The sequence below is a fragment of the Micromonospora pallida genome, from assembly GCF_900090325.1.
Classification (GTDB): Bacteria; Actinomycetota; Actinomycetes; order Mycobacteriales; family Micromonosporaceae; genus Micromonospora; species Micromonospora pallida.
On record NZ_FMHW01000002.1, the window covers coordinates 413,905 to 434,226 of the forward strand.

Annotated in this window: 19 protein-coding genes and 2 pseudogenes; 12 read left to right on the plus strand and 9 right to left on the minus strand. The window is 73.8% G+C overall.

Features of this window, described 5'->3' with window-relative positions; genetic code table 11:
• Positions 1-90: 90 nt before the first annotated feature.
• A complete protein-coding gene (locus tag GA0074692_RS36650; RefSeq protein ID WP_425413374.1) occupies positions 91-882 on the plus strand; it encodes a DUF2567 domain-containing protein in 792 nt (263 codons plus the stop codon).
• Here the strand turns inward: GA0074692_RS36650 and GA0074692_RS02065 are convergent.
• The gene (locus GA0074692_RS02065) at positions 797-1,501 is read right to left on the minus strand and encodes an LON peptidase substrate-binding domain-containing protein (RefSeq protein ID WP_091638796.1); all 705 of its coding nucleotides are present in this window, start codon (positions 1,499-1,501) and stop codon (positions 797-799) included. The genes GA0074692_RS36650 and GA0074692_RS02065 overlap by 86 nt on opposite strands.
• 102 nt (positions 1,502-1,603) lie before the next feature.
• On the opposite strand from GA0074692_RS02065, the gene hisD reads away from it, so the two are divergent.
• From hisD to hisF, 8 genes and pseudogenes are all read left to right on the plus strand, one after another.
• The gene (gene hisD, locus GA0074692_RS02070) at positions 1,604-2,929 is read left to right on the plus strand and encodes a histidinol dehydrogenase (protein WP_091638797.1); all 1,326 of its coding nucleotides are present in this window, start codon (positions 1,604-1,606) and stop codon (positions 2,927-2,929) included.
• A gap of 14 nt (positions 2,930-2,943) precedes the next feature.
• The gene (locus tag GA0074692_RS02075; RefSeq protein ID WP_091652386.1) at positions 2,944-4,053 is read left to right on the plus strand and encodes a histidinol-phosphate transaminase; all 1,110 of its coding nucleotides are present in this window, start codon (positions 2,944-2,946) and stop codon (positions 4,051-4,053) included.
• Between the two features lie 141 nt (positions 4,054-4,194).
• A complete protein-coding gene (gene hisB, locus GA0074692_RS02080; protein ID WP_091638798.1) occupies positions 4,195-4,806 on the plus strand; it encodes an imidazoleglycerol-phosphate dehydratase HisB in 612 nt (203 codons plus the stop codon).
• Between the two features lie 25 nt (positions 4,807-4,831).
• A complete protein-coding gene (locus GA0074692_RS34490) occupies positions 4,832-5,005 on the plus strand; it encodes a hypothetical protein (protein ID WP_176738260.1) in 174 nt (57 codons plus the stop codon).
• Positions 5,002-5,622, plus strand: coding sequence for an imidazole glycerol phosphate synthase subunit HisH (gene hisH, locus GA0074692_RS02085; protein WP_091638799.1), 621 nt, complete (start codon positions 5,002-5,004; stop codon positions 5,620-5,622). Before GA0074692_RS34490 ends, hisH begins: the two co-directional genes overlap by 4 nt.
• A gap of 26 nt (positions 5,623-5,648) precedes the next feature.
• Entirely contained in the window at positions 5,649-5,975 is a 327-nt protein-coding gene (locus GA0074692_RS02090) for a hypothetical protein (RefSeq protein WP_091638800.1), read from the plus strand.
• Between the two features lie 14 nt (positions 5,976-5,989).
• Complete coding sequence (priA, locus tag GA0074692_RS02095) at positions 5,990-6,727, plus strand: bifunctional 1-(5-phosphoribosyl)-5-((5-phosphoribosylamino)methylideneamino)imidazole-4-carboxamide isomerase/phosphoribosylanthranilate isomerase PriA (RefSeq protein WP_091638801.1); 738 nt, start codon at positions 5,990-5,992, stop codon at positions 6,725-6,727.
• Between the two features lie 10 nt (positions 6,728-6,737).
• Positions 6,738-7,502, plus strand: a pseudogene (gene hisF, locus GA0074692_RS02100) (imidazole glycerol phosphate synthase subunit HisF); the annotation flags it as partial.
• A 137-nt stretch (positions 7,503-7,639) separates the two neighbouring features.
• Here hisF and GA0074692_RS02105 read toward each other — a convergent pair.
• Positions 7,640-8,110 (minus strand): hypothetical protein, encoded by a 471-nt coding sequence (locus tag GA0074692_RS02105; RefSeq protein WP_091638802.1) that lies wholly within the window; start codon positions 8,108-8,110, stop codon positions 7,640-7,642.
• A gap of 67 nt (positions 8,111-8,177) precedes the next feature.
• Positions 8,178-8,822, minus strand: coding sequence for a membrane protein YczE (yczE, locus tag GA0074692_RS02110; RefSeq protein WP_091638803.1), 645 nt, complete (start codon positions 8,820-8,822; stop codon positions 8,178-8,180).
• A gap of 59 nt (positions 8,823-8,881) precedes the next feature.
• Here yczE and yczR point away from each other — a divergent pair, with 59 nt between their 5' ends.
• The gene (yczR, locus tag GA0074692_RS02115; RefSeq protein ID WP_091638804.1) at positions 8,882-10,336 is read left to right on the plus strand and encodes a MocR-like transcription factor YczR; all 1,455 of its coding nucleotides are present in this window, start codon (positions 8,882-8,884) and stop codon (positions 10,334-10,336) included.
• Positions 10,337-10,463: 127 nt separating this feature from the next.
• On the opposite strand, the gene GA0074692_RS02120 is transcribed toward yczR, so the two are convergent.
• The 3 genes from GA0074692_RS02120 to GA0074692_RS02130 all read right to left on the minus strand — a co-directional run bounded on the left by GA0074692_RS02120 (position 10,464) and on the right by GA0074692_RS02130 (position 14,121).
• Entirely contained in the window at positions 10,464-12,290 is a 1,827-nt protein-coding gene (locus GA0074692_RS02120; protein WP_091638805.1) for an AMP-dependent synthetase/ligase, read from the minus strand.
• Positions 12,291-12,418: 128 nt separating this feature from the next.
• Positions 12,419-13,387 (minus strand): terpene synthase family protein, encoded by a 969-nt coding sequence (locus GA0074692_RS02125; RefSeq protein WP_091638806.1) that lies wholly within the window; start codon positions 13,385-13,387, stop codon positions 12,419-12,421.
• Between the two features lie 104 nt (positions 13,388-13,491).
• The gene (locus tag GA0074692_RS02130) at positions 13,492-14,121 is read right to left on the minus strand and encodes a TIGR03085 family metal-binding protein (RefSeq protein WP_091638807.1); all 630 of its coding nucleotides are present in this window, start codon (positions 14,119-14,121) and stop codon (positions 13,492-13,494) included.
• Positions 14,122-14,296: 175 nt separating this feature from the next.
• Here GA0074692_RS02130 and GA0074692_RS02135 point away from each other — a divergent pair, with 175 nt between their 5' ends.
• Together GA0074692_RS02135 and GA0074692_RS02140 are read left to right on the plus strand one after the other, a co-directional pair.
• Complete coding sequence (locus GA0074692_RS02135) at positions 14,297-16,159, plus strand: ABC transporter ATP-binding protein (protein ID WP_245730589.1); 1,863 nt, start codon at positions 14,297-14,299, stop codon at positions 16,157-16,159.
• Between the two features lie 35 nt (positions 16,160-16,194).
• Positions 16,195-17,973 carry an ABC transporter ATP-binding protein gene (locus tag GA0074692_RS02140; RefSeq protein WP_091652390.1) on the plus strand — a complete coding sequence of 593 codons (1,779 nt, stop codon included), beginning with the start codon at positions 16,195-16,197 and terminating at the stop codon, positions 17,971-17,973.
• 66 nt (positions 17,974-18,039) lie between these two features.
• Here GA0074692_RS02140 and GA0074692_RS02145 read toward each other — a convergent pair whose 3' ends face one another.
• The 3 genes and pseudogenes from GA0074692_RS02145 to GA0074692_RS02155 all read right to left on the minus strand — a co-directional run bounded on the left by GA0074692_RS02145 (position 18,040) and on the right by GA0074692_RS02155 (position 20,159).
• Positions 18,040-18,648: a TetR/AcrR family transcriptional regulator gene (locus tag GA0074692_RS02145; RefSeq protein ID WP_091638809.1), complete on the minus strand. Its 609-nt coding sequence runs from the start codon at positions 18,646-18,648 to the stop codon at positions 18,040-18,042.
• Positions 18,649-18,676: 28 nt separating this feature from the next.
• Positions 18,677-19,432, minus strand: a complete 756-nt coding sequence (locus tag GA0074692_RS02150) for an ABC transporter permease (RefSeq protein ID WP_091638810.1) — start codon at positions 19,430-19,432, stop codon at positions 18,677-18,679.
• Positions 19,429-20,159 (minus strand): annotated as a pseudogene (locus GA0074692_RS02155) (ABC transporter ATP-binding protein). The gene GA0074692_RS02150 and the pseudogene GA0074692_RS02155 overlap by 4 nt, the downstream one beginning before the upstream one ends.
• Between the last annotated feature and the right edge of the window lie 163 nt (positions 20,160-20,322).

A 20,322-nucleotide genomic window follows, 5' to 3' on the forward strand; every position in this document is an offset into this window, starting at 1 on the left:
GACGACCCGCCGGCCACCGACCGCCCGACCGGCACCGGCGAACCAACCAGCGCCGACGACCCGACCGGGAGTGATGAGCCGGCCGGTCCGGTGGCCACCGAGGGACCGTCCGGGAGCGGTGAACCAGACCGTCCGGTGGCCACCGAGGGACCGTCGGCCAGCGACGGCCCGGGCGACTCCGACGGCCCAGTCGACCCCGATGGCCCGCCGGCCACCGATGGGTTGCCGGTCAGCGACGGACCGTCCGGCACCGACGTGCGCGCGGCGCTGCGCCGGGTGGCCGGCGTGCTCGTGCTGCTGACCGTGCTGGGCGTCCCGTTGGGGCTGCTCTGGGCGGCCCTCGCCCCCGGCACGCCGGTGATCAAGACCGCCGACGGGGCCGTCTACGCCGAGGCCCAGCCGGAACAGCCGATCGCGGCGGACGGCTGGTTCAGCCTTCTCGGCCTCGGCTTCGGGGTACTCGTCGCGCTCGGCCTGTGGACCCTGCTGCGCCGGCACCGGGGCCCGCTCGAGCTGCTCGCCGGGGCCCTCGGCAGCCTGGGCGCCGCCCTGGTGGCCTGGCAGCTCGGCCGGCGGATCGGGTTGGACACCTTCCAGCGGCTGCTGGTCGAGGCCCCCGTCGGGCGGCACTTCGACAAGCCGGCCGACCTGCGCGCCGGGGGCATCGACCAGGTTCTCGGGGTGCTGCCGGTGCCGTACGGCAACCTGCTGCTGCCGGCCTTCGCCGTCGCTGTGACGTACACCCTGCTGGCCGGCTGGTCGCGTTGGCCGTCGCTGCGCCCGGAGCCCGTCGAGGTCAGTTGGGTGCCGGCGGGGACCCCAGCTCCCGCAGCGGCACCGGAACCGCCCGCACCTGACGCAGCAGAGCCGCCTCGCGGTTGAGTAGCCGTAGTTCGGCGCGGAGCCGGCCGGCGGTGTCGTCGATGGCGAGCAGCCGTTGCCGGTCGGCCACGGTCAGCGCGGCGGTCGCCGCCACCAGGTGGGAGAGCACCGTCGGGTCGTCGGGCAACTGCTCGGCGATCGCCTCCGGGTCGGGCCGGATCAGCCCGAGGTACTGCCGGAAGACCGCGATCACCCGGGCGGCGAGCAGCCCGGTGACCTCGTCGGGCTCCGCCGGCTCGGGCAGCCACTCCACGTCGGCGGTCAGGTACGGCGCGGCCTGCTCGTCGACCCCGGCCAGCCGGAACCGCCGTCGGCCCACCGTCACCACGTCGAAGCCACCGTCGTCCAGCTCGGTGACCTGCCGCAGCTCCGCCGTGCACCCCACCTCGAACAGCGTCACCCCGGCCAGCCCCGGCGGTGACCCGTCGGGCGGGGCGGGCGGGGCCACCTCGGAGCCCCGCCGGATCGCCACCACCCCGAATTCCCGGGGCACGCCCTCGGGGAGGGTGACCAGGTGGCGGATCAGCGCCCGGTACCGCTCCTCGAAGATGTGCAGCGGCAACACCAGTCCGGGAAAGAGCACCGTCCCGAGCGGGAACACCGGTAGCCGTGCGGTCACGCCGTCGAGGGTAGCCCGATCCGGTCGGGCGTGGCTCGCCTCACCGTCCCGCCGTACGGACGCCCCGGGGCGCGCCGCGCCGGGCCGCCTAGACTCGCAGGTGTGTTGAATCGGATCGACCTACGTGGGAGCGACACCGACCCGCGCCGGCTGCTGCCCCGTGCCCAGCTCGACGTCTCGGTGGCGGTCGAGCGGATCCGCCCGCTCGTCGAGGCGGTGCGGGAGCATGGCTACTCGGCGATCCGCGAGGCGAGCGAACGCTTCGACGGGGTCGCCCCGGAGCGGCTGCGGGTGCCGACCGAGGCCATCGCCGCCGCCGAGGGGACGCTCGACCCGCAGGTGCGTGCCGCGCTGCTGGAGTCGATCGCCCGGGCCCGTCGGGTGCACGACGACCAGCGCCGCACCGACCACACCACCCGGGTGGTGCCCGGCGGGACGGTCACCGAGCGCTGGGTGCCGGTCGACCGGGTGGGCCTCTACGTCCCCGGTGGCCTGGCGATGTACCCGTCGACCGTGGTGATGAACGTGGTCCCGGCGCAGGCGGCCGGGGTCCGCTCGCTGGTCGTGACCAGCCCGCCGCAGCGGGACAACGGCGGCCTGCCCGACCAGCGCGTGCTGGCCGCGTGCGCGCTGCTCGGCGTGGACGAGGTGTACGCCGTCGGCGGCGCGCAGGCGGTGGCGATGCTGGCGTACGGGTCGACCACCGACGCCGACGGGGCGACCCGCTGCGCGCCGGTCGACATGATCACCGGACCGGGCAACATCTGGGTCACCGCCGCGAAGCGGCTGCTGCGCGGGGTGGTCGGCATCGACGCCGAGGCCGGCCCGACCGAGATCGCCATCCTCGCCGACGACACCGCCGACCCGGCCCACGTCGCCGCCGACCTGGTCAGCCAGGCCGAGCACGACCCGCTGGCGGCGAGCGTGCTGGTCACCCCGTCGGTGGCGTTGGCCGATGCGGTGGACCGGGAGCTGACCCGCCAGGTGGCGGCCACCAAGCACGTCGAGCGGGTCACCACCGCGCTGACCGGCGAGCAGAGCGGAATCGTCCTCGTCGACGACCTCGAGGCCGGCCTGCGGGTGGTCGACGCGTACGCCGCCGAGCACCTGGAGATCCAGACCGCCGACGCCCGGGAGTGGGCGCTGCGGGTCCGCAACGCCGGGGCGGTCTTCGTCGGCGCCTGGTCGCCGGTGTCGCTCGGCGACTACTGCGCCGGCTCCAACCACGTGCTGCCCACCGGCGGCTGCGCCCGGCACTCCTCCGGCCTGTCGGTGCAGTCCTTCCTGCGCGGCATCCACCTGGTCGAGTACACCCGCGAGGCGCTGCGGGAGGTCGCCGGGCACGTGGTCACCCTCGCCAATGTGGAAGACCTGCCCGCGCACGGCCAGGCGGTGCGGGCCCGCTTCCCCGGCGAGGCCCTGTCGTGACCGCCCCCGACAACCTGCCGGTCGGCACCGCGTCCGCCGATGCGCCGGTCCGGGCCAGCCTGGACGACCTGCCGATCCGGGACGACCTGCGCGGTCTCCGCCCGTACGGCGCGCCGCAGCTCGACGTGCCGGTGCGACTGAACACGAACGAGAACTCCCACCCGGTGCCCGAGCCGGTGGTGGAGGCGATCGGCAAGGCCCTCGCGGCCGAGTTGCGTGACCTGAACCGCTACCCGGACCGGGACGCGGTGGCGCTCCGCGCCGACCTGGCCGGCTACCTGGGGCACGGGCTGACCGTCGAGCACCTCTGGGCGGCCAACGGCTCCAACGAGATCCAGCAGCAACTGCTCCAGGCGTTCGGCGGCCCGGGCCGGACGGCGCTGGGCTTCACGCCCGCGTACTCCATGCACCCGCTGCTGGCGCTGGGCACCGGCACCGGCTGGCAGCCGGCCCGGCGCGGCGCGGACTTCGGGCTGACCGTGGACGACGCGGTGGCCCAGGTCCGCGAGCAGCGTCCGGACGTGGTCTTCCTCTGCTCGCCGAACAACCCGACCGGCACCGCGCTCGATCCGGAGGTGGTGGCCGCCGTCCTGGACGTCGCGCCCGGCATGGTGGTGGTCGACGAGGCGTACGCCGAGTTCGCCCGCCCCGGCACGGTCAGCGCCCTGGCCGTGCTCCCCGGCCACCCGCGCCTGGTGGTGACCCGGACGATGAGCAAGGCGTTCGGTTTCGCCGGTGGGCGTCTCGGCTACCTGGCCGCCGACCCGGCCGTGGTGGCGGCGGTGCAGCTCGTGCGGCTGCCGTACCACCTCTCCGCGCTGACCCAGGCGGCCGCCCGCGCGGCGCTGGCCCACCGGGACGCCCTGCTCGGTACGGTGGCGTCGATCAAGGCCCAGCGGGACCGGATCGTCACCACGTTGCGGGAGTGGGGGATGCGGGTGGCCGACAGTGACGCGAACTTCGTCCTGTTCGAGGTCGGCGGGGAGCAGTCCGTGGCGTGGCAGGCGCTGCTGGACCGGGGTGTGCTGGTCCGGGACGTCGGCCTGGCCGGCTGGCTGCGGGTCACCGCCGGTACCGCGTCCGAGACCGACGCCTTCCTGGCCGCCCTGGCGGAGACCCGGTGAGCGCGAGGCGTGAGCTTGCGAGCCCCGCAGTCGCGAGCGAAAGGTAACCCCGGTGAATCTGTCCGTATGGCGAGCCCCGCAGTCGCGAACGAAACCGTCCCCGGTGAGCGAGCCGGTTGTGCGAACGAAAGGTAATCCAGCATGAGCCGGACCGCCCGGGTGGAGCGGATCACCAAGGAGACCAAGGTCCTGGTCGAGATCGACCTGGACGGCACCGGCGCGGCGGAGATCAGCACCGGCGTCGGCTTCTACGACCACATGCTGCACCAGATCGCCCGGCACGGCGGCTTCGACCTCACCGTGCGAACCGTCGGTGACCTGGAGATCGACGCCCACCACACCATGGAGGACACCGCGCTGGCCCTCGGCGCCGCGTTCGACCAGGCCCTGGGGGACAAGGCCGGCATCCGCCGGTACGGCTCGGCGACCGTCCCGATGGACGAGGTGCTGGTCCGGGCGGCGGTCGACCTCTCCGGCCGGCCGTACGTGGTGCACGACGAGCCGCTGCTCACCCCGTACATCGGGCCGGTCTACCCGACCAGCATGACCCGGCACATCTGGGAGTCGTTCGGGCAGGCGGCCCGGATCACCCTGCACGTGGATGTACTCCGGGCGGCCCGTCCGGGCGGCCACCCGGACGCGCACCACGTGGTGGAGGCGCAGTTCAAGGCGGTCTCCCGGGCGTTGCGCGAGGCCACCGCGATCGACCCCCGCTCGGCGGGCGTGGTGCCGAGCACCAAGGGGGCGCTGTGACCACCACCGGGACGGGAGGCCGCTGATGGACACGGTGCTGCCGTCGCTGCTGCTGATCCTCGCCGGACTCCTGGTCGGCGGGGTGGTGTCCCTGCACCGGCAGGGCGCCGCCCGGAGCGTCCTCGTGGTCACCGCTGTGCTCGCGCTGCTCGCCACGGCCGGCGGCGTGCTCTGGCTGATCCCGGAGGTCACCTCGTGAGCCGCGTCGTGGTGCTCGACTACGGCTCGGGCAACCTGCGTTCCGCCGAGCGGGCGTTGCAGCGGGCCGGCGCCGACGTGACGGTCACCGACGACCTGGCCGCGGCAGCCGCCGCGGACGGGCTGGTGGTGCCGGGGGTGGGCGCCTTCGCCGCCTGCATGGCCGGGATCGAGGCGCTCGGCGCCGGCCCGGTGATCGCCGACCGGGTCGCCGCGGGGCGGCCGGTGCTCGGTATCTGCGTCGGCATGCAGGTGCTCTTCGCCCACGGCGAGGAGCACGGGGTGGTGACCAAGGGGCTCGGCCTGCTGCCGGGCGGGGTGACCCGGCTGGCCGCCACCCGGCTGCCGCACATGGGCTGGAACACGCTGCGCCCGCCGACAGACTCGACGCTCTTCGCCGGGCTGCCCGAGGAGAGCCGGTTCTACTTCGTCCACTCGTACGCGGTGGCCGACGTCGCGGCGCTGACCGCCGCCGGCGCCCGGGTGACCACCGCCCGGCACGGGGATGACTTCGTCGCCGCCGTGGAGCGGGGTGCGCTCTCGGCCGCCCAGTTCCACCCCGAGAAGTCCGCCGACACCGGTGCCCTGCTGTTGCGCAACTGGCTGGCCACGCTGTGACCGGCGATGACTGAGCGCGGCGGCCGGTGAGCAAGGAGCGGGCCCGGCTGCGGGCCGCCCGGGAGGCCGAACGGGAACGGGAGAAGGCCGCCCGGTCCCGGAAGGTGGCCCGCCGTGAGCGTCGTCGGGCCCTCCTGCGCCGACTCAGGCCGCGCTGGCGGCGTCGGCGTACCGGGCGCCTGCTGGCCCGCCGGAGCCGGGCCGAACGCGCCGGCATCGTGGTGCTGACCCTGGCCGTGCTGGCGTCGATCTGGGCGCTGGTGCCCGATCCCGCGCTGCGGCTGCTGCTGATGGTGGTACTACTGCTCGTACTCCCGGCGATCGTGGTGATCGCCCTGGACCGCCGTACCTGAACGAGGAGAACACGTTGAGTCTGACCCTGCTGCCCGCCGTGGACGTCGCCGACGGGCAGGCCGTCCGTCTCGTGCAGGGCGCCGCCGGTAGCGAGACCACCTACGGCGACCCGCTGGAGGCGGCGCTGGCCTGGCAGCACGACGGCGCGGACTGGATCCACCTGGTGGACCTCGACGCGGCCTTCGGCCGGGGGTCGAACGCGGCCCTGCTCGCCGAGGTGGTGCGCCGGCTGGACGTGAAGGTGGAACTCTCCGGCGGGATCCGCGACGACGCGTCGCTGCGCGCCGCGCTGGCCACCGGGGCGGCCCGGGTCAACATCGGCACCGCCGCGCTGGAGGACCCCGAGTGGTGCGACCGGGTCTGCGGCGAGTACGGCGACCGGGTGGCGATCGGGTTGGACGTGCGGGGTCGTACCCTCGCGGCCCGGGGCTGGACCCGCGACGGCGGTGACCTCTACGAGGTGCTGGAGCGGCTGGACAAGGCCGGTGCGTCCCGGTACGTGGTCACCGACATCACCAAGGACGGCACCATGCGCGGGCCGAACCTGGACCTGCTGCGCGAGGTCTGCGCCCGTACCGACGCCCCGGTGATCGCCTCCGGGGGCGTCTCGACCCTGGACGACCTGCGCGCCCTGGCCACCCTCGAGCCGATCGGCGTGGAGGGGGTCATCGCCGGCAAGGCGCTGTATGCGGGCGCGTTCACCGTCGCCGAGGCGCTGCGCGTACTCGTCGAGCCCACCGGCGGGCGATAGGCTCGCGGGCATGACGGTGGCGGTACGGGTGATTCCCTGTCTGGACGTGGACGCCGGACGGGTGGTCAAAGGGGTCAACTTCGTCGACCTGCGGGACGCCGGCGACCCGGTCGAGCTGGCTGCGGCGTACGACCGGGCGGGCGCGGACGAGCTGACCTTCCTCGACGTGACCGCCTCCTCCGACGCCCGGGGCACCATGCTCGACGTGGTCCGCCGGACCGCCGAGTCGGTCTTCATCCCGCTCACCGTCGGCGGGGGGGTCCGGAGCGTCACCGACGTGGACGTGCTGCTCCGGGCGGGCGCGGACAAGGTCGGCGTGAACACCGCCGCCATCGCCCGCCCCGAGCTGATCGCCGAGATCGCCGAGCGGTTCGGCCGGCAGGTGCTCGTGCTCTCCCTCGATGTGCGGCGGACGGCGGACGGCACCACCGGCAGCGGGTTCGAGGTGACCACCCACGGCGGGCGCCGGGGCACCGGCCTGGACGCGGTGGAGTGGGCGCACCGGGTGGCCGGGCTGGGCGCCGGCGAGATCCTGCTCAACTCGATGGACGCCGACGGCACGAAGGCCGGGTTCGACCTGGAGTTGATCCGCGCGGTACGGGCGGTCGTCGACGTGCCGGTGATCGCCTCTGGTGGGGCCGGGGCGGTGGCCCACTTCCCGCCGGCCGTGGCGGCGGGCGCCGACGCGGTGCTGGCGGCCAGCGTCTTCCACTTCGGCGAGCTCCGCATCGGCGACGTCAAGGACGCGCTGCACACCGCCGGGCACCCGGTCCGGCTGCCCGCCGCGTCGGTCGTGCCGGCCAGCGCCGTGACCCCGACCGGGGTGCCCGCCGACGCCTGAGGCCCGTCGGGGCGAGCCCGGCCAGGACCGGGCCGGAGGTCTCGACGTCCGCCGGAGCGTGCGGCGTCCGGTCAGTTCCGGTCGCGCCCCGGACCGCCGCCCTCCGGTGAGCGGCGTGGGCTCGGGATGGACCGCTTGACGTACTCGTGGACCGCGGCGGAGTGCTCCTCCTCCGGCAGCACCCAGTCGGCCTGCCCCGGCGTGTGCCGCCGGCTCAGCGCCGTCTGCACGGTGTCGACGGCGGTGGAGAGCCCCGCGTTCGGCCGGGTGCGCCAGAGCTGCTCACCGTCGGGCGTGATCCGGAACCAGCCGTCGGTGACGCTCACCAGACCCGCGCCCGCCAGGCGGCGTACCGCCGTCTCCACCTCGTGCCGTTGCGGGATCGCCTGGTTGAGGTGGTCGGCGGTGGAGAGCACGTCGGTGAGGCGCACGCCCTCCGGCCGTCGACTCGACGGTGACCGGCGGTGCCGTCCGGCTCCGCTGGCGATCACGAGTGCCACGAAGATCCACGCGTCCGACCAACGCCATCCCTCAGCCCCCATGGGGAAATGATGCCGGCTGACTGGCCCGGAGTAAAACATCCGGTTCGGCGTCTCAGGACGCCCCAGCTCACACGGGCTCGGTCAGTGGTCGGGCCGGCGAGTCGGCCGGGGCGACGGTGACCAACGGCAGGAACGCCTGGGCCAGCGGGCCGATGGCCAGCGCGTAGGCGACCGTGCCGACCCCCACCGTGCCGCCCAGCAGCCAGCCCAGCGACAGCACGGTCACCTCGATGACCGTTCGGACCAGGCGTACCGACCGGCCGGGGTGGCGGGCGACGTAGCCGGTCATCAGGCCGTCCCGCGGCCCCGCACCGAGCCGCGCGCCGAGGTAGAGGGCGGTGGCCAGGCCGTTGAACAGGATGCCGGCGACGAGCAGGGCACCCCGCGCGGCGAGCGGGTGTACGTCCGGCAGCAGCGCGAGGCTGGCGTCGACCACCAGGCCGATGACCAGGACGTTGCTCACCGTGCCGAGGCCGGGCCGTTGCCGCAGCGGCACCCAGAGCAGCAGCACCAGCGCCCCGACCAGGATGATGACGGTGCCGATGGAGAGCCCGGTGCGCCGGGCCAGGCCCTGGTGGAAGACGTCCCACGGGTTCAGGCCGAGCCGCGACTCGATCATGAGGGCCATGCTGACGCCGTAGAGCGTCAGACCGACGTAGAGCTGGACGAGCCGTCGGGCCAGTCGATCGCGGGCGTTGCCTGTCGGAGCCATGCATGCCAACCTAGAGGCCAATCGCGTAGCTGGAGAGAGCCAATCGGGGAGGAGTGGCCATGACCAGTCAGGTCCGTGGTGGGCAACTGGCTCGCCTGCTCGGGCAGTGGCATGCCCTGCCGGGCCGGCGGCGCTCCCCGGACTACGCCGCTCTCGCCGCCGCCGTCCGGGGGCTGATCGCCGACGGCCGCCTGCCGTTGGGGGTGCGCCTGCCGGCCGAGCGGGAACTCGCCGAGGCGCTGCGGATCAGTCGGACCACGGTCACCGCCGCCTACCGGGAGCTGCGCGAGAGCGGGCACCTGACCAGCCGGCGCGGGGCGGGGAGCTGGACCACGCTGCCCGGCGGCCACCGGGTGGCCAGCTCCGGCCTGTGGACCCCGCAGGACGACCTGGACATGATCGACCTGGGCATCGCCGCGCTGGCCGCCCCGCCGGAGCTGATCCCGGCCACCCGGGCCGCCACCGAGGACCTGCCCCGCTACCTGGGCAGCGCCGGCTACCACCCGACCGGGATCATCGAGTTGCGGGAGGCGATCGCCCGGTCGTACGCCGACCGTGGCCTGCCCACCAGCCCCGAGCAGATCATGGTCACCAACGGCACCCAGCATGCGCTGGACCTGGTGCTCCGGCTGGCGCTCGCCCCGGGCGGCAGCGTGCTCGTGGAGTCGCCGACGTACCCGAACGCGTTGGCCGCCCTCGCCGCGCGGCGGGCCCGGATCGCCACCCACGGCCTCGCGGTCGACGCGGCCTGGGACGCCGACCTGCTGCTGGCCAGCATCCGCCAGTCCCGACCCAAGCTGGCCTACCTGATCCCCGACTTCCAGAACCCGACCGGCCACCTCATGCCGGTCGAGCTGCGCGAACGGCTGGTCGGCGCGGCCCACGCGGCCGGCACCGACCTGGTGATCGACGAGTCCTTCGTCGACCTGCCGCTGGACGGCACACCGGTACCCCCACCGGCCGCCACCTTCGACCGGCACTCCCGGGTGATCACCATCGGCGGGCTGAGCAAACCGTACTGGGGTGGCCTGCGCATCGGCTGGGTCCGGGCCTCCGCCCCGCAGGTGCAGCGGCTCGCCGCGGCCCGGATCGGGGTGGACATGTCCAGCCCGGTGCTGGACCAACTCGTCGCGGTCCACCTGCTCGCCGAGGCGTCGACCATCGTGGCCGCCCGCCGGGCGCAGCTCGCCCACCAGCGGGACGCGCTGCTGGCCGCCCTGGCCGAGCGGCTACCGCAGTGGCGGGTCACCGTGCCACGCGGCGGGGTGACCCTCTGGGTGGAGTTGGACGGGCCGATCTCGAGCGCCCTGGCCCGGGCCGCCGAGGAGGTCGGGGTCCGCCTCGCCCCCGGCCCCCGGTTCGGCCTGGACGGCACCCTGGAGCGCTTCCTGCGGCTGCCGTTCACCCTGCCCGCCGCCGACCTGATCGAGGCCGTCCAGCGCATCGCGGCGGTCCGGTACGACCTGGACCGGGCTGGCCGGCCACAGTGGCGCGAGCCCTCCGTCATCGCCTGAGCCCGGTCGGGAATGCCCCGGGGTCCTCACCCCCGGACGTGGCGGATGTGTCGCGTCCGGGGAGGGCGGAGCACGAAACGGCCCCGGGTGGCCTCCGTGACGAGGCGGCCACCCGGGGCCGGATGGGTCAGATCTCGGCGAGCGAGCCCTCGTACATCTTGTCGATCTCGGTGGCGAAGTTGGCCTCCACCGCCCGCCGCTTGATCTTCAGCGACGGGGTGATCTCGCCGTCCTCGATGGTCAGGTCACGCGGCAGGACGGTGACCTTCTTGACGGTCTCCCAGCGGTTGAGCTTGCTGTTCAGTTCCGCGACGTACCCCTCGACCATCTCCTGCGCCTGCGGCGAGGTGACGATCTGGGTGTAGTCGCGCCCCTCCAGCGGGCCGCCCGCGGCCCAGCCCTTGATCGCGTCCGGGTCGAGGGTGACCAGCATCGTGCAGAAGTTGCGGGCCTGGCTGATCACGATCGCCTGCGAGGTGTACGGGCAGATCGCCTTGAACATGCCCTCGATGAACGACGGCGCGATGTACTTGCCGCCGGAGGTCTTGACCAGGTCCTTCTTCCGGTCGGTGATCTTCAGGTAGCCGTTGGCGTCCAGCTTGCCGATGTCACCGGTGCGGAAGAAGCCGTCCTCGGTGAACGCGGCGGCGGTCTCCTCGGGCAGGTTGTGGTAGCCGCGCATCACCGGCCGGCCCCGCAGCAGGATCTCCCCGTCGGTGTCGATCCGGCACTCCAGGTCGCCCATGGCCTGACCGACGGTGCCGATCCGCAGCCGGCCAGGCCGGTTGACGAAGTTGCCGGCGCTGCTCTCGGTCAGCCCGTACCCCTCGGAGATCGGCAGGTTCGCCGCGGCGAAGAAAGTGGCGATGTCGGGGCTCAGCGGGGCGGAACCGGACACCAGCACCCGGATCCGGCCGCCGAGCCGGTCCTGGATCTTGCTGAAGACCAGCTTCTCGGCCAGGCGGTGGCGCAGCCGGAGCCCGCCCGGGACCGGCTTGCCGGCCTGTTCCAGGGCGATCTTCTCCTTGCCGACCCGGACCGCCCAGGCGAAGATCTTCGCCTTCACGCCGCCGGCGTCCCGCGCGGTGGTGACCGACTTGTTGTAGACCTTCTCGAAGACCCGGGGCGCGCCGCACATCAGCGTCGGCCGGACCACGGAGAGCATGTCGACCAGCTTGTCCACCCGGCCGTCAACGTAGGTCGGCATGCCGACGTGGGTCGCCCCGCAGAGCAGGGTCTTGCCGAACGAGTGGGACAGCGGCAGCCAGAGGTACTGGAGGTCGTCGGGCTGGAGCAGTTCGACCTGCTCCTGGGCCACCCCCTCCCAGCACCAGCCGCCGTGCAGCAGCTCGACGCCCTTCGGGCGGCCGGTGGTACCCGAGGTGTAGATCAACGTGGCCAGGTGGTCCGGCCCGAGTCCCTCGACGATTCCGTCGATCAGACCCGGTTCGGCGGCCAGCGCCCGCGCGCCCCGCTCCTCCAGGTCGGCGAGGGTGAGCTGGGGGATGGCCGCGGCCGGGTCCGCGGCGCCGTCGAAGAGCACCACGTGGGTCAGCGCGGGCAGTTCGGTGCCGGCGAGCTTGGCGGCCTGGGTCGGGTTCTCGGCGAAGAGCACCCGGGAACCGGAGTCGGCGACGATGTAGCAGGTGTCCTCCGGCTCGGTGGTCGGGTAGATCGTGGTGGTCGCCCCGCCCGCGCACATGATGCCGAAGTCGGCGATGACCCAGTCCAGCCGGGTGTTGGCCAGGATGGCCACCCGGTCCTCGAGCCCGACGCCCAGGCCGTGCAGGCCGGCCGCGACCGCCTTGGCCCGGTGCCCCACCTGTTCCCAGGTCAGCCAGACCGGTCCCGAGTCGTCGGGTGCGGGATGGGCGAAGGCGGGACGGTCCGGGGTGGCCGCCACGCGCTTGAGGAACATGTCCGGGATCGAACGGTACGGTACATCGAGAGCCATCGCTGTAGCCGCCTTCAGGGGGTGGTTACGTGATCGTGGTCACGGGGGTCTGCGGGTTACCGAAGGGTATTGGGTACACCGGGTTATCGGCTAGACCCGCCCCCTCGGCGCTGTCGTGTCCCGCCGCATCAGGCGTATCGGGCGGCGGTCAGCGACCAGTCGTAGGTGGCCCGGATCCAGCCCCGGCGGGCCGCGACGAACCGGTGGGTGGCCGGGTCGGCCGTGCGCAGCAGCGCCGTCTCCTGCTCGGTGTACGCCGCCAGCGCCCGGTTGAACAGGTCGGCCGCGGCGAGCAGGGCGGCCTGCTCGTGCTGCTGCTCCTCCCGGGCGATGGCGACGACCAGGTTGTGCCCGTCGCCCAGCGTGTGCCCGTCGCCGATGCTCCGGTGCTCCTTCCGGTAGGAGAAGACGTCGTTGCACCAGCAGACCAGATCGGCGGCGAGGGCTTCCAGGTCGGTCAGCGCCGGGTCGCTCCGCTCGTCCGGGGGCGGCCCGTCGTACGCCAGGTCGGTGAGGGTGAAGCTCGGATGCACCCCGCCGGTGCGCCGGCGCATCCGCACGTACTCGGCGACGCCGGGCACCCGCCCGTGCTCCCGGTTCGCGGCCTCCCAGAGCAGCGCCAGCAGGTACTCCCGCAGTTGTCCGGTGAAGGCGAGCAGCACCGCCGGGCGGTCGTGCGCGCGTACCCGACGGCACAGGTCGTGCAGCGCGACCCCGCGCGGGCCGGTGTTGCCGAGCAGGGCCGGCGGCGCCGGGTCGCCCCGCAGGTCGAGGACGTCGAGCAGGCCGGCCACGGTGGGCGCCAACCGGGTCGGCGCGTCGCCCAGGCCGTCCTCGTCGCAGGCGTCGTCCACCGCGAAGAGCCAGCTGATGAGGTCGGTCAACAGGCGGAGCCGGTCCACCGGCGCCTCCGGGCAGGCCCGCGCGGCGAGGTCGGCGGCGGCGGCCCCGGCCAGTCGTCGCCGACGCTCGGCGGATCCGGTCAGTCCGAGGCGCTCCGCCCACTCGGCGCTCTCGCGGGCGACCTGCGCGACCGCCGGGTGGCACCGGGCCGGGAAGGGCGGTTCCCGTAACGCAAAAAGCGCGAAGCTCCGCATGCCACCCCCTGCCACACCGTCCCGGGCGGGGCGGACCGACAAATCCGTGCCGGGGCAAGATATCGGACTTGTTCTCTCCGTCCCGAGCCGCCCCGGCCGGTGGGTCAGAGACCCAGGTCGGCGGTACGCAGCCGCCCGGCCAGCGCCGCCGGCCCGTCGATCTGCACTCGGGCCACGCGCTGCCGGCCGGAGAGGAAGAGGGTCAGCTCGCCGGGCGCGCCGACCAGCCGCAGCGCCTCCCCACCACGTCCGCAGCGCGCCTCTCCGTGACCGGGGGCCTGGACGAGCAGGCTCGCCGGGAACCGGCGCAGGGCGAGCCGGCTCAGCGGAGCCACCCGCTTCCACAGCGCGGCGGGCAGACCGGCCGGGAGGTCCCGCGGCTGCCAGCCGGGGGCGGCCCGTCGGACGTCCTCGTGGTGGATGAAGAACTCCATGGTGTTGACCAACTCGTCGGTCAGCGGGTTGCTCAGCGGGCTCCACACCGGCGGCTGGCGTACCTGCTGCACCAACTCGGCCCACGGTTGCGCCGCGATCCGTAGCCGCACCCGCTCGGCGTACCCCCGCAGTGGTCGCAGCAGGATCCCGCCCGCGGCGTCCGGGCGGCGTTCCCGGACCACCAGGTGGGCGGCGAGGTCCCGGACGAGCCAACCCTCGTTCAGGGTCGGAGCGTCGGGGCCGACGGTCAGCATGAGGTCGGCGAGCGCGTGGCGTTCCGTCCGGGCATACCGCGACATCCCCCGATGGTAGGCCCCGCCCGGCGAGCCGACGTGGGCGGTGGCGGGTCGTGCACCACAGGGGACGAATCAGCACCCGGGTAGGTGTGCCGGACGACGACCGGTAAGGATGAGGGGGATAACTGCGGCTTACGGCGGGGGAAGTTTGAGCGTGTCGAACAGGACGAGTACGGCCGTGCTCGCCCGGGGCCTCGGGGTCCTCGGGCGGGCCGTCCGGGAACAACCACGGATCTTCACGGTCGCGGTCACCGGCAGCGTGCTCTTCGGCGCGATGGTGATCGGCAGCGCGTACGTGGTCGGCGCGGTGGTGGGCGACGTGGTGGTTCCCTCGATCGCCCGTGGCTCGGTGGAGGTCGGCGTGCTGGCGCTGGCCGCCGCCGCGCTGTTCGGGATCAGCGTGCTGCGGGTGATCGGCATCTTCGGGCGGCGGCTCGGCGCGGGCTACATGCAGTACCGCCTCCAGGCCGCCTACCGTCGTCGGGTTACCCGGCGCTACCTGGACCTGCCGCTGGCCTGGCACCAGCGACACGCCACCGGCAGCCTGCTCTCCAACGCCAACTCGGACGTGGAGGCGGCCTGGTATCCGATCGCACCGCTGCCGTTCGCGGTCGGCACGCTGGTGATGGTGGTGGGGTCCATCGTCGCCCTCTTCGTCACCGACTGGGCGTTCGCCCTGGTCGGGGTGGCCGTGTTCCCGGCCCTGTTCACGCTCAACGTGGTCTACTCCCGCCGGATGGCGCCCCGGCAGGAGCGCGCCCAGCGGCTGCGGGGCGAGGTCAGCGGCATCGCCCACGAGAGCTTCGACGGCGCGCTGGTGGTCAAGACGATGGGCCGGGAGGCGCAGGAGACCCGCCGGTTCGCCGCCCGCGCGGCAGAGCTGCGGGACGCGCTGATCGCCGTCGGCCGGCTGCGCGGCCTGTTCGACCCGCTGCTGGAGACCCTGCCCAGCCTTGGCACCCTCGCGGTGCTGGTGGTCGGCGCGGTCCGGCTGCGTCAGGAGGCGATCACCGTCGCCGAACTGGTCAGCGTCGCGTTCCTGTTCACCGTGCTCGCCGTACCGGTGCGGGCCATCGGCTGGGTGCTGGCCGAACTGCCACGCAGCGTTGCCGGCTGGGACCGGGTGCAGCAGGTGCTCCGCGCCACGGGCGAGATGGCCTACGGGGAGCGGGTCCTCGACCCGAACGGCGGCGGACCGGCCACGCTCGCCTTCACCGACGTCTCCTTCCGGTACGAGCCGGCCGAGGCGCACCTGCCCGGCGCCGAGGTGCTCGGCGCGGTCACCTTCACCGTGCCCGCCGGTCGGACCGTCGCGCTGGTCGGCCCGACCGGGGCCGGCAAGTCCACCATCGCGGCCCTGTCGGTGCGGCTGGTCGACCCCGACTCGGGCGCCGTCACGCTGGACGGGGTGGACCTGCGACAGCTCACCGCCGCGTCGCTGGCGGGCAACGTCGCGCTGGTCGCCCAGGTGCCGTTCGTCTTCGACGACACGGTACGCGCGAACATCACCCTGGACCGGCCGGGCATCAGCGACGACGACGTCTGGGCGGTGCTGCGGCTGGCCGAGGCGGACGGGTTCGTCGCCGCCCTGCCGGAGGGGCTGGACACCCGGGTCGGTGAGCGGGGCACCTCGCTCTCCGGCGGGCAGCGGCAGCGGCTCACCCTGGCCCGTGCCCTCGCCGGCCGGCCCCGACTGCTGGTGCTCGACGACGCGACCAGCGCGGTCGACCCCCGGGTCGAGGCGGCCATCCTGGCCGGGCTGCGCTCCTCGGCGACCGACGGCACGGGCGCGGGCACCTCGATCCTGGTGGTGGCGTACCGGCGGGCCACCATCGCACTGGCCGACGAGGTCATCTACGTCGAGCAGGGCCGGGTGATCGCCCGGGGTACGCACACCGAACTGCTCGCCACGGTCCCCGGCTACGCCGACCTGGTCACCGCGTACGAGCAGGCGGAGACCGAACGCGAGCAGACCCGTACGTACCAGGACCCGGAGGTGGTCCCGGTGACCACCGGCCTCGAAGTGGAATTGGACCAGTGAGCGCGAACAGCGTGGTGGAGGAGAAGGTGCAGCCGGTGGGCGGGTCGGGGCAACCGCCGGAGCGGACCGAGACGGCCTGGCGTACGTTGCGCCGGGGTCTGGCCCTCTCCCCGGAGCTGCGGGTCGGCCTGGCCGGGACGCTCGCCCTGGCGCTGGTCTACATGGTCGGCCGGGCCGCCGTGCCAGTGGCGGTGCAGCAGGGCATCGACCGGGGTCTGGTCGGCGGGATCGACCTGGGCACGGTCGGGGCGGTGGTCGCCCTGACCGCCGCGACGCTGGTGGTGACCACGGTCTGCGGCTACCTGATGATGCGCCGGCTGTTCACGGTCAGCGAGACGGCGCTGGCCAACGTTCGGACCCGGGCCTTCCGGCACGTGCACGACCTGTCGATGCTGCACCAGCAGTCCGAGCGGCGTGGCTCGCTGGTGTCCCGGGTGACCAGCGACGTCGACCAGATCACCCAGTTCCTTCAGTGGGGCGGGGTGATCCTCATGGTCAACCTCGGTCAGCTCGTGATCACCACGATCGTCATGTTCGTCTACTCCTGGCAGTTGACCCTGGTGGTCTTCGCCGCCTTCCTGCCCGCCGTGCTGGTGATCCGGGCGCTACAGCGCCGTCTCGGCAGCGCGTACGGGACGGTCCGGCAGCGACTGGGCGCGTTGCTCGGCGCGATCGCCGAGAGCGTGGTCGGCGCGCCGGTCATCCGGGCGTACGGGATCGCCGGGCGCACCGCCCGACGGCTGGACGAGGCGATCGACGATCACCGGCGGGCCCAGCAGCGGGCCATCCGGTTCAGCATCCTGGGCAGCTCGGTCGGGGAACTGGCGGCCGGTGTCGCCCTGGCCGCCGTGGTCGTGGTCGGGGTGAGTCTCGGCGCGGACCGGACGCTCTCGGTGGGCCAGATCACCGCGTTCCTCTTCCTGGTGACCCTCTTCATCCAGCCGGTGCAGATCGCCACCGAGGTGCTCAACGAGGCGCAGAACGCGATCGCCGGCTGGCGGCGGGTGCTGGACGTGCTGGACCTGAGCCCGGACGTGGCCGACCCGGGGGAGCAGGGGCGGGAGCTGCCGACCGGCCCGCTGGACGTCCGGTTCGCGCAGGTGGGCTTCGCCTACCCGGGTGGGCCGCCGGTGCTGCACGACATCGACCTGGGCATCGCGGCGAGGACGCGGGTGGCGGTGGTCGGGGAGACCGGCAGCGGCAAGACCACCTTCGCCAAGCTGCTCACCCGGCTGATGGACCCGACCACCGGCAGCGTGCTGCTCTCCGGCGTGCCGTTGGAGCAGGTGCGCTTCGCATCGCTGCGGTCCCGGGTGGTGATGGTGCCGCAGGACGGCTTCCTCTTCGACGCCACGGTGGGGGAGAACGTCCGGTTCGCCCGCCCGGACCTCACCGACGAGCAGCTTCTCTCGGCCTTCACCGAGCTGGGCCTGATCGACTGGCTGGAGGGGCTGCCGGCCGGGCTGGACACCCCGGTCGGGGAGCGGGGCGAGGCGCTCAGTGTGGGCGAGCGGCAGTTGGTCGCGCTGGCCCGGGCGTACGTCGCTGACCCGGACCTGCTGGTGCTGGACGAGGCGACCAGCGCCGTCGACCCGGCCACCGAGGTACGGCTCCAGAAGACCCTGGACGCGGTGACCCGGGGCCGGACCACCCTCGCCATCGCGCACCGCCTCTCCACCGCGCAGGCGGCCGACGAGGTGATCGTGGTGGACCGGGGCCGGGTGGTGCAGCGTGGCCCGCACGACGAGCTGGTCCGGGACCCGGACTCGGTGTACGGGCTGCTCTACGCCTCCTGGCTGGAGCAGACCCGGTGAACCATCGGGCGGCCGATCGGCTGGCCGCCCGGTCCCGGCGGCCCTGACCTTCCGGTCAGGGCCGGCTCAGCCCTCGAAGACGCCGTCCAGGGGGCCGGTGAGGTAGCGCTGCACGGCCGGCCCCACCGCCGTCACCAGGGTCTCCGGCGGCGTGGAGGCCAGCGGTTCCAGCTTGATGACGTACCGCATCAGCACCAGTCCGGCCATCTGGGTGGCGGCCAGCGAGCCGCGCAGTGGCAGCTCGGCCGGGGCGGCCCCGAGGTGCTGGAGCACCCGGCGCAGCACCTGGGTGACCAGGAACTCCCGGAGCAGCCGGGCGGTCCACTCGGTGGTCACCGCCGAGCGCAGCAGGGCGACCCCGGCCACACCGGCCGGGGAGTCCCACACCCCGAGGAACATCCGGACCAGCCGTTCGCCGATCCGCTCCGGATCGCCGTCGAGCACGCCGGGCAGCAGCCGCCCCGGGTCGACCGGCGCGTTCATCGCGGCCAGGAAGAGCTTGTCCTTGCTGCCGAAGTAGTGGTGGACCAGGGCCGGATCCACCCCGGCCGCACTGGCGATCGCGCGGATGGACGCCGCGTCGAAGCCGCGCTCGGCGAACGCCGTCCGGGCCGCCGAGAGGATCGCCTCCCGGGTGTCCGGGTTGCCGGGTCGCCGCCCGGTCCGTCCCCTCATCGCCGCCCCCGCTCGTCGACCGCCGCCGTCAGCCGCTGCGCCGGCGCAGCGTGGCCGCGGCGAGCACCAGGGCCAGCAGCGCCGACCCGGCCACCACCGTCAGGTCCCGCCACATCGTGGCGGTGGGCTCGGCGTGCGCGCCGACCTCCCGCAACGCCTCGACCGCGTACGACAGGGGCAGCGCGTCGCTGACCGCCTGGAGCCAGCCGACCATCTGCTCCCGTGCCACGAAGAGCCCGCAGAGCAGGAGCTGGGGGAACGCCACGACCGGGAGGAACTGTACGGCCTGGAACTCGGTACGGGCGAAGGCGCTGCACAGCAGCCCCAGGGCCATGCCGAGCAGAGCGGTGACCACGGCGATCACGATCACCAGCCCGACGCTGCCCGCGGTGTCCAGGCCGAGCAGCCCGTACGCCACCGCGGCGGCCACCGCCGCCTGCACCGTGGCGGCCAACCCGAAGGCCAGGCCGTACCCGAGCAGCAGGTCGAGCTTGCCCAGCGGGGTGGTGAGCAGCCGTTCCAGCGTCCCGGTGGTGCGCTCGCGCAGCATCGCGATGCTGGTCACCAGGAACATGATCGTGAAGGGGAAGACGCCCAGCATGACCAGGGCGACCCGGTCGAAGGTGGACGCCTGTCCGGGTGGGGTGGGCTGCTCGGCGAACATGGCGTGGAGCAGGGCCAGCAACACCCCGGGCACCACCACCAGCAGCGCGATGGTCCGCCGGTCGTGCCGGAGTTGGCGCAGCACCCGCCCGGCGGTGGCCGCCACGATCCGTGGGTTCACGAGGTCTCCTCTCCGGTGCCCTCGGCCGCCCGGATCAGCCGCAGGAACGCCTCGTCCAGGTCGGCTGTCCCGGCGCGGGCGCGTACCTCGTCGGGGGTGTCGTCGGCGAGCAGCCGGCCCTGCCGGATCAGCAGCAGCCGGTCGCAGCGGGCGGCCTCGTCCATCACGTGGCTGGAGACCAGCAGGGTGGTGCCGGCGGCGGCCAGCTCGTGGAACCGGGCCCAGAGGTCGGCGCGCAGCACCGGGTCCTGCCCGACGGTCGGCTCGTCGAGCACGACCAGCTCGGGTCGGCCGACCAGGACGCAGGCCAGCGAGACGCGACTGCGTTGCCCCCGGAGAGCGTGCCGACCAACTGCCCGGCGGCCTCGGCGAGCCCCACCTCGGCCACCGCGCGGTCGGCGTCGGCCCGGTCACGCCCGTACACCGCGGCGAAGTACCGGGCGTTCTCCCGCACGGTCAGGTCGGCGTAGACGCTCGGGGCCTGGGTGAGGTAGCCGACCCGCTTCCGCAGCTCGGACGTTCCGGCCGGGCGGCCGAGCACGGTCACCGTGCCGGCGGTGACCGTCTGCACCCCGACGACGGCCCGCATCAGGGTGGTCTTGCCGCTGCCGCTCGGGCCGAGCAGCCCGGTCACCGCGCCGCGCGGCACCGCGCAGCTCACGCCGTCGAGCACCCGGCGCCCGCCCCGGTCGACCACGAGGTCGGCCAGGGTAATCGCGTTCTCCATCCCGCCCTCCGTCAATTCATCACCCGTTGAACTCAACGCTAGGTGAAATCTTGCTCCGGCACAACCGGTCGACGTGCGCGCTCGAAGCGGGGGAGTGTCCAGCAGAACAGACACGTGTGGGCCGGCACCCCGGGTTCGGGGTGCCGGCCCACACGGTGTTTGG

Coding starts and splice junctions, on each gene's coding strand:
- GA0074692_RS02125 (WP_091638806.1), bottom strand. CDS start 13,387: ATGCGGAGCTTCGCGCTTTTTGCGTTACGGGAACCGCCCTTCCCGGCC.
- yczE (WP_091638803.1), bottom strand. CDS start 8,822: ATGGCTCCGACAGGCAACGCCCGCGATCGACTGGCCCGACGGCTCGTC.
- GA0074692_RS02120 (WP_091638805.1), bottom strand. CDS start 12,290: ATGGCTCTCGATGTACCGTACCGTTCGATCCCGGACATGTTCCTCAAG.
- GA0074692_RS02105 (WP_091638802.1), bottom strand. CDS start 8,110: ATGGGGGCTGAGGGATGGCGTTGGTCGGACGCGTGGATCTTCGTGGCA.
- GA0074692_RS34490 (WP_176738260.1), top strand. CDS start 4,832: ATGGACACGGTGCTGCCGTCGCTGCTGCTGATCCTCGCCGGACTCCTG.
- GA0074692_RS02145 (WP_091638809.1), bottom strand. CDS start 18,648: ATGAGGGGACGGACCGGGCGGCGACCCGGCAACCCGGACACCCGGGAG.
- hisB (WP_091638798.1), top strand. CDS start 4,195: ATGAGCCGGACCGCCCGGGTGGAGCGGATCACCAAGGAGACCAAGGTC.
- yczR (WP_091638804.1), top strand. CDS start 8,882: ATGACCAGTCAGGTCCGTGGTGGGCAACTGGCTCGCCTGCTCGGGCAG.
- GA0074692_RS02130 (WP_091638807.1), bottom strand. CDS start 14,121: ATGTCGCGGTATGCCCGGACGGAACGCCACGCGCTCGCCGACCTCATG.